This window comes from Polaribacter septentrionalilitoris (assembly GCF_009832745.1).
Lineage (GTDB): Bacteria > Bacteroidota > Bacteroidia > Flavobacteriales > Flavobacteriaceae > Polaribacter > Polaribacter septentrionalilitoris.
Window position 1 is genome coordinate 431,973 of sequence record NZ_VRMJ01000014.1, and the last position, 6,341, is coordinate 438,313.

The window sequence follows — 6,341 nt, forward strand, 5'->3', positions numbered from 1 at the left end:
TAACAACTTTCAAAATTTATAAAATTATGAATAAAACAATTTTAACTTTTACTTTGTTTCTTTTTTCAATTTCAATGAATTCTCAAACTATTTTTGGAAAATGGCATTCTACTAATGAAGAAACTGGAAAAGTAGATTCTGTTATAGAAGTGTATGAAAAAAATGGAAAAGCGTTCGCAAAAGTTGTTGAGATTAAAAACCCTGATAGAAAAAATGCTCTCTGTGATTTATGCGAAGGTAAAAACAAGAACAAACCCATTTTAGGTTTAAACATACTTACAGGTTTAGAAAAAGATGATGACGAATGGTCTGGAGGTAAAATTTTAGACCCAAGAAATGGTAAAGTTTATAAATGTTACATCAAATTAGAAGAACCTAACAAGCTAAAAATTAGAGGCTATATTGGTTTTGCTTTGATAGGAAAAACGGCCTATTGGACTAGAGCAAAATAAATTAAATAACACAAACCTATGAAGCGTTTTATCAATTTAACTCTGTTAATATTTTTATTTTCATTAGCTTTACCTTCATTTGGTCAACAAAACGATTTTATAAGAGATTATATAGAAAGGTTAGAGAATTCAAGAAAATATTTAATTCTTGTTGCTGAAGAAATGCCTGAAAATAAATACAAATTTAAGGCATCTCCTGAATCAATGAGTTTTGAAGAAAACTTAATGCATATTGCTTGGGCAATGGATTGGCACAGTCAATCTCTTTTAGGAGGTCGTAAGGCAAGAGACTGGAATACAGATAATGAATTAAAAGTTGCGGATAAATCTAAAAAACAAATGATTACAACTGTTGATAAGACATTTAAAGAAACTATTAAATTCATCTCAAAATTTGATCCGTCTAAGTTCAATGACAGATTAGACTATTTAGGTTTAGATAGAACAAAACGACAAATTTTTCTATTACTTGCAGATCATATTACAAATCATAGAGCACAGATGTTAGTATATTTAAGACTCAATGGCCTTAAACCTCCAAGATATATTTTATATCAGTAAAGAAAGCTAATTTTTCTCTTCTAACATGGGCACAAAAGCAAAATCACCTAATTCATGTTTTTCAAATTCTTTGGCAGACTTTCTAATAAACAGTGTCATTATTTGGGTTTTATCTCCAACAGGAATCAACAACTTTCCTCCCACTTTTAACTGTGCTAATAAAGGTTTTGGCACAAAAGGAGCACCAGCCGTAACAATAATGTGATGAAAAGGAGCTTGCTCTGTTAGTCCTTTATATCCATCACCAAAAATAAATTTCTTAGGCTTATACCCTAATTTTGGCAAAAAGTTAGATGTCTTTTTAAACAATTCATGTTGTCTTTCTATAGAGTACACTTCTGCTTTTAACTCTAATAAAACTGCAGTTTGATATCCAGAACCTGTTCCTATCTCCAATACTTTATCTCCTTTTTGAACAGCCAAAGTTTGCGATTGAAAAGCAACCGTATAAGGTTGAGAAATGGTTTGTTCTGCAGCAATTGGAAACGCTTTGTCTTGGTATGCATGCGACTCAAAACTGCTATCAATAAACAAGTGTCTTGGAATTTTTCTGATAGCGTTTAATACATTTTCATCGGTAATTCCTTTTGCTTGCAACACAGTAGCTAACTGATTTCTAAGTCCTTGATGTTTAGAAGTATCTTTCAATAGTGTAAAATTTCTGAAATCTAAAAATAGTAATTAATCCTAATAAATAGGCATAAAATTGTATCTTTGTTAGCGGTCGATTTTTCAAAATCGGAAAACACACAAAAACAATTATTTATGTTAAAAGCCGGAGTTTTAGGTGCGGGTCACTTAGGGAAAATTCATTTACGTTTATTACAAGAATCCAATAAATTTGAGTTGGTTGGTTTTTATGACCCTTCTAAAGAAAATGCAAAAAAAGTTGCTGATGAATTTGGCTATACCTCTTTTGATTCTATTGATGCTTTAATTGATGCTGTTGAAGTAGTAGACATTGTAACTCCTACACTTTCTCATTTTGAATGTGCCAAAAAAGCGATAGAAAAAGGATGTCATATTTTTATTGAAAAACCCATCACTAAAACTGTTTTAGAAGCAGAAGCTTTAAAAACGTTGGCAAGCCAATATCATATTATGGGGCAAGTTGGTCATGTAGAACGATTTAACCCTGCATTTACGGCAGTTAAAGATAAGATTGACAACCCAATGTTTATTGAAACTCACAGATTAGCTGAGTTTAATCCAAGAGGCACAGATGTTCCTGTGGTTTTAGATTTAATGATTCATGATATTGATATTATTCTTTCTGTTGTAAAATCTGAAGTAAAAAATGTACACGCAAGTGGTGTTGCTGTAATTTCTGATACTCCAGATATTGCCAATGCTAGAATTGAGTTTGAAAATGGTTGTGTTGCCAATTTAACAGCAAGTAGAATTTCTATGAAAAATATGCGTAAATCACGGTTTTTTCAAAAAGATGCATATATTTCTGTAAACTTTTTAAGCAAAGAATCTGAAGTTGTAAGAATGAAAGATGTTCCAGAAAATCCTGATGAATTTGCCATGGTTTTACAAAATGCAGAAGGTGTTAAAAAACAAATTTATTTTGAGAATCCTGAGATTGAAAATAACAACGCAATTTTAGATGAACTAGAAACTTTTGCAGATGCAATTAACAATAACACAACTCCTGTTGTAACGTTAAGCCAAGGGACAGAAGCTTTAAGAGTAGCTCAAATGGTGATTGATTGTTTTTAGTGCACTAAGAAATTGAGTAATTCGATAAAAAATTACTCTTTCTAAGTACACAAAAAGTTAACAAATAAGTGCGTTAAGGATTGAGCGGTTTGTTTGAGCTCTTTTTGTAAAACAAAAAAGCGAGTAGCGAAAGCCTGTTAAAACGCCCAAATAATAATCCTAAAATTTAGTATTGATGAAAAATATAGCAGTTATTGGTGCTGGAACTATGGGAAACGGAATTGCCCACACGTTTGCACAGTTTAATTACAAAGTAAATCTAATTGATGTTTCTGAAGCTTCTTTAGAAAAAGGGATGAATACCATTGCTAGAAATTTGGATAGAATGGTGGCAAAAGAGAAAATTTCTGAAGCTGATAAAACCCAAACCTTAGATAATATTACTCCTTTTATTTCTCTTAATGAAGGGGTTGAAAATGTTGATTTGGTAGTAGAAGCTGCAACAGAAAACGAAACATTAAAAACCCAAATTTTTAAAGATTTAGATGAGTTTTGTGCAGAAGAAACTATTTTAGCTACAAATACATCCTCTATTTCTATTACAAAAATAGCAGCTGCTACCAACAGACCAGATAAGGTAATTGGTATGCATTTTATGAATCCTGTACCAATTATGAAATTGGTTGAAATTATTAGAGGTTATACTACTTCTGATAAAGTAATGGAATCTATTGTTTCGTTATCTAAAGAGATTCATAAAGTTCCTGTTGAAGTAAATGATTATCCTGGATTTGTTGCCAACAGAATTTTAATGCCAATGATTAACGAATCTATTGAAACTTTATATAATGGAGTTGCCGGTGTTGAAGAAATTGACACTGTTATGAAATTAGGAATGGCACACCCAATGGGACCATTGCAATTGGCTGATTTTATAGGTTTAGACGTGTGTTTATCAATTTTAAATGTGATGTACGATGGATTTAAAAATCCTAAATACGCTCCATGTCCGTTATTGGTGAATATGGTAATGGCAGGAAAATTAGGTGTAAAATCAGGTGAAGGTTTTTATGATTATTCAAAAAGTAGAAAAGCAGAGAAAGTTGCTAAAATGTTTAGTTAAATATAGATTTGAGATTTAACAAATGAAACATCTAATTGTAGTATTATGTATTGGTTTTACTTCTATATTTAGTTATGGTCAAATCAAAAAATCAAAGTTAAAACCAGTAAAAATTGGTTTTTTATATAATTACGGAACCAATGAAAACTTTGTTTTTGATGATCCTGATTATACCTACACCACAAATACAATAAAAGCACAAGCTTTTTATAACCTAGGAACTTGGAAAAAGTTGAATATAGAATTGATTTTACAACCTCAGATTCAGTTTTTAAATCATCAATTGTTAAATAAATGGTTTGTTACACCAGATCAAGATAATGTAGATGAAAAAATTGCTGAATTCACGCAACCCAAAAAAATGAATTTATATGGTGTTGAGTTTGGTTTTGCTGCAAAAAAAAGAATTACTAATAAACTTGATTTGCAAGGAGGTATAAGTCTTGGGTTTTCTTATATAAATACTAGAACAGAACGTTTGGCAAGAGGGTTTACATTTATTGAGAATTTTTCATTTGGATTATCTTACGCCATTTTTAAGGAATCATTTGTATATATAGGTTCAAATTTTGGTCATGTTTCGAATTTAAATTTTCAAAAACCTAATGATGGCTATAATATTTTGGGGCTAGAAATTGGATACTCTTTTAAAATATAAAAACAAACCTCTCTAAATTGATTTAGAGAGGTTTGTTTATTAAATGTTTTTTATTAATTTTTATTTACCCAACCAAGAATTTAACATCCAAATTGTTTTTTCTTGTTCAGCTATAAAGTCGCTCATCATTGCATTTGTTCCTTCATCATCTGCTTTATCAGATAAGTCTAAAATTAATCTTTCAATTTTTAATAATTCTGAAAGAGAGTCTACAACAAGCTCTACACCTTCTACATCATTAGAAATGTCTTTACCTACTGGTACTGAAGCTTTAGAGATATAATCTGAAAACGTATGTAAAGGTTTACCTTGTAAGGTAAGTATTCGTTCTGCGATATCATCAATTTTCACCTGAGAATCTGTATAAAACTCTTCAAATTTAACATGTAACTCAAAAAAATTCTTACCTTTAATATTCCAATGTAAACCTCTTAAATTTTGATAATAAATTTGGAAATTTGCTAATAAATAATTTAAATCATCTACTAAATTCGCAGTATCTTGTTTGTCTAATCCTAATATTGTTTTGTTCATTTTGTTATTATTTTTATATAGAACAAATTTATTCCAAAATATTTTAAATAAATCCTAGCTATTATTGATAGATTTAATATCTTTATCAAAATTTCTTATCTACAATGACAATCACACAATTAAAATACGTTTTATCTGTTGCTGAATATCAAAATTTTACAGTTGCAGCAGAACACAGTTTTGTAACACAACCTACCTTAAGTATGCAAATACAGAAATTAGAAGATGAGTTGGATGTAAAAGTTTTTAACCGTTCTAAAAAACCGATAGAACTTACTGAAATTGGAAAAAAAATAGTAGAACAAGCAAAAGTTATTGTTGATGAAAGCAATAGAATTTTAGATATTGTTCATCAACAAAAAGGTTTTATTGGTGGTGAATTTAAATTAGGAATTATCCCTACAATCATGCCAACTCTACTACCAATGTTCTTGCAAAATTTTACAAAAAGGTATCCTAAAGTAAAGTTGATTATAGAAGAATTAACAACTGAAGAAATCATTAGAAAATTAACTGACGGACATATAGATGCTGGTATTGCTGCAACTCCTCTTGAAAATGAAGCAATTAAAGAAAGACCATTGTATTATGAGCCTTTTGTGGGGTTAATTCCGCAAAGTCATCGTCTTTTTAATAACAAACAAATTACTTCTGAAGAATTAGAAATGGAAGATATTTTATTGCTAGAGGATGGACATTGTTTTAAAGATAGTGTTATCAACTTGTGTAGAGCCTATAAGATTGATAATAAGAAAGGATTTCAACTAGAAAGTGGAAGTTTTGATACCTTGATAAAACTTTCTAAAGAAGGTTTAGGTATGACTTTACTGCCTTATCTACATACTTTAGATTTGAATGATGTTGATAAAAAACATTTACGCGAATTCACTAATCCTCCACCAGCTAGAGAAGTAAGTCTAATTTATCATAAATCGCAATTAAAAATGCAATTGATAGAAGCTTTAAAGAAAACCATAGATGGAGTTATAAAAGGAGCAATCGCTTTTTCTGATGTAAAGATTATCAGTCCTTTGCAAAAAAAATAACAACGATATAAGACAAAAAAGGGAGCTAATTAGCTAGTCATGGTCGGAAGATTTTTCTTCCGACTTTTTTGTTTTATAAATTACTATTTAAGAAAGTTAAAATCAACTATTTAGCTTGTTTATTTGATAATATTTACGTATCTTTTTATCTGATAATCAGCTATTTATGTCAGTCTTTAAAGATCATAAAATTTCAGTAAATCAATTATTGAGAGTTATACCAGAAGCTCTTTTATCCAACTTATCAGTAACTACTAAAGTAGATTATTATGCCAAAGTACTTCATGGTAAAAAGATGTTCT

General features: G+C 29.8%; 8 protein-coding genes. 6 read left to right on the top strand and 2 right to left on the bottom strand.

The genetic code is table 11. The features are described 5' to 3' along the window. The first annotated feature begins 26 nt into the window (after positions 1-26). Together FP421_RS04070 and FP421_RS04075 are read left to right on the top strand one after the other, a co-directional pair. Positions 27-452 carry a DUF2147 domain-containing protein gene (locus tag FP421_RS04070; protein ID WP_236548024.1) on the top strand — a complete coding sequence of 142 codons (426 nt, stop codon included), beginning with the start codon at positions 27-29 and terminating at the stop codon, positions 450-452. An 18-nt stretch (positions 453-470) separates the two neighbouring features. Further along, positions 471-1,013 (top strand): DinB family protein, encoded by a 543-nt coding sequence (locus FP421_RS04075; RefSeq protein ID WP_159947849.1) that lies wholly within the window; start codon positions 471-473, stop codon positions 1,011-1,013. Positions 1,014-1,019: 6 nt separating this feature from the next. Here FP421_RS04075 and FP421_RS04080 read toward each other — a convergent pair whose 3' ends face one another. Continuing rightward, positions 1,020-1,661 (bottom strand): protein-L-isoaspartate(D-aspartate) O-methyltransferase, encoded by a 642-nt coding sequence (locus tag FP421_RS04080; RefSeq protein WP_159947851.1) that lies wholly within the window; start codon positions 1,659-1,661, stop codon positions 1,020-1,022. Positions 1,662-1,778: 117 nt separating this feature from the next. Here FP421_RS04080 and FP421_RS04085 point away from each other — a divergent pair, with 117 nt between their 5' ends. The 3 genes from FP421_RS04085 (at position 1,779) to FP421_RS15185 (ending at position 4,459) form a co-directional block, all read left to right on the top strand. Beyond that, a complete protein-coding gene (locus FP421_RS04085; protein ID WP_159947853.1) occupies positions 1,779-2,738 on the top strand; it encodes a Gfo/Idh/MocA family protein in 960 nt (319 codons plus the stop codon). Between the two features lie 175 nt (positions 2,739-2,913). Beyond that, entirely contained in the window at positions 2,914-3,801 is an 888-nt protein-coding gene (locus FP421_RS04090) for a 3-hydroxyacyl-CoA dehydrogenase family protein (RefSeq protein WP_159947855.1), read from the top strand. 22 nt (positions 3,802-3,823) lie between these two features. Continuing rightward, positions 3,824-4,459 carry an acyloxyacyl hydrolase gene (locus tag FP421_RS15185; RefSeq protein WP_236548025.1) on the top strand — a complete coding sequence of 212 codons (636 nt, stop codon included), beginning with the start codon at positions 3,824-3,826 and terminating at the stop codon, positions 4,457-4,459. Positions 4,460-4,519: 60 nt separating this feature from the next. Here FP421_RS15185 and FP421_RS04105 read toward each other — a convergent pair whose 3' ends face one another. Beyond that, complete coding sequence (locus FP421_RS04105; protein ID WP_159947857.1) at positions 4,520-4,993, bottom strand: Dps family protein; 474 nt, start codon at positions 4,991-4,993, stop codon at positions 4,520-4,522. Between the two features lie 104 nt (positions 4,994-5,097). Between FP421_RS04105 and FP421_RS04110 the strand changes: the two genes are divergently transcribed. Next, entirely contained in the window at positions 5,098-6,039 is a 942-nt protein-coding gene (locus FP421_RS04110) for a hydrogen peroxide-inducible genes activator (protein WP_159947859.1), read from the top strand. Positions 6,040-6,341: the final 302 nt, after the last annotated feature.

What these genes read in the sequence shown, in the direction of transcription:
- FP421_RS04075 (WP_159947849.1), top strand. Translation starts at nt 471, where the DNA reads ATGAAGCGTTTTATCAATTTAACTCTGTTAATATTTTTATTTTCATTA.
- FP421_RS04110 (WP_159947859.1), top strand. Translation starts at nt 5,098, where the DNA reads ATGACAATCACACAATTAAAATACGTTTTATCTGTTGCTGAATATCAA.
- FP421_RS15185 (WP_236548025.1), top strand. Translation starts at nt 3,824, where the DNA reads ATGAAACATCTAATTGTAGTATTATGTATTGGTTTTACTTCTATATTT.
- FP421_RS04090 (WP_159947855.1), top strand. Translation starts at nt 2,914, where the DNA reads ATGAAAAATATAGCAGTTATTGGTGCTGGAACTATGGGAAACGGAATT.
- FP421_RS04085 (WP_159947853.1), top strand. Translation starts at nt 1,779, where the DNA reads ATGTTAAAAGCCGGAGTTTTAGGTGCGGGTCACTTAGGGAAAATTCAT.
- FP421_RS04105 (WP_159947857.1), bottom strand. Translation starts at nt 4,993, where the DNA reads ATGAACAAAACAATATTAGGATTAGACAAACAAGATACTGCGAATTTA.
- FP421_RS04070 (WP_236548024.1), top strand. Translation starts at nt 27, where the DNA reads ATGAATAAAACAATTTTAACTTTTACTTTGTTTCTTTTTTCAATTTCA.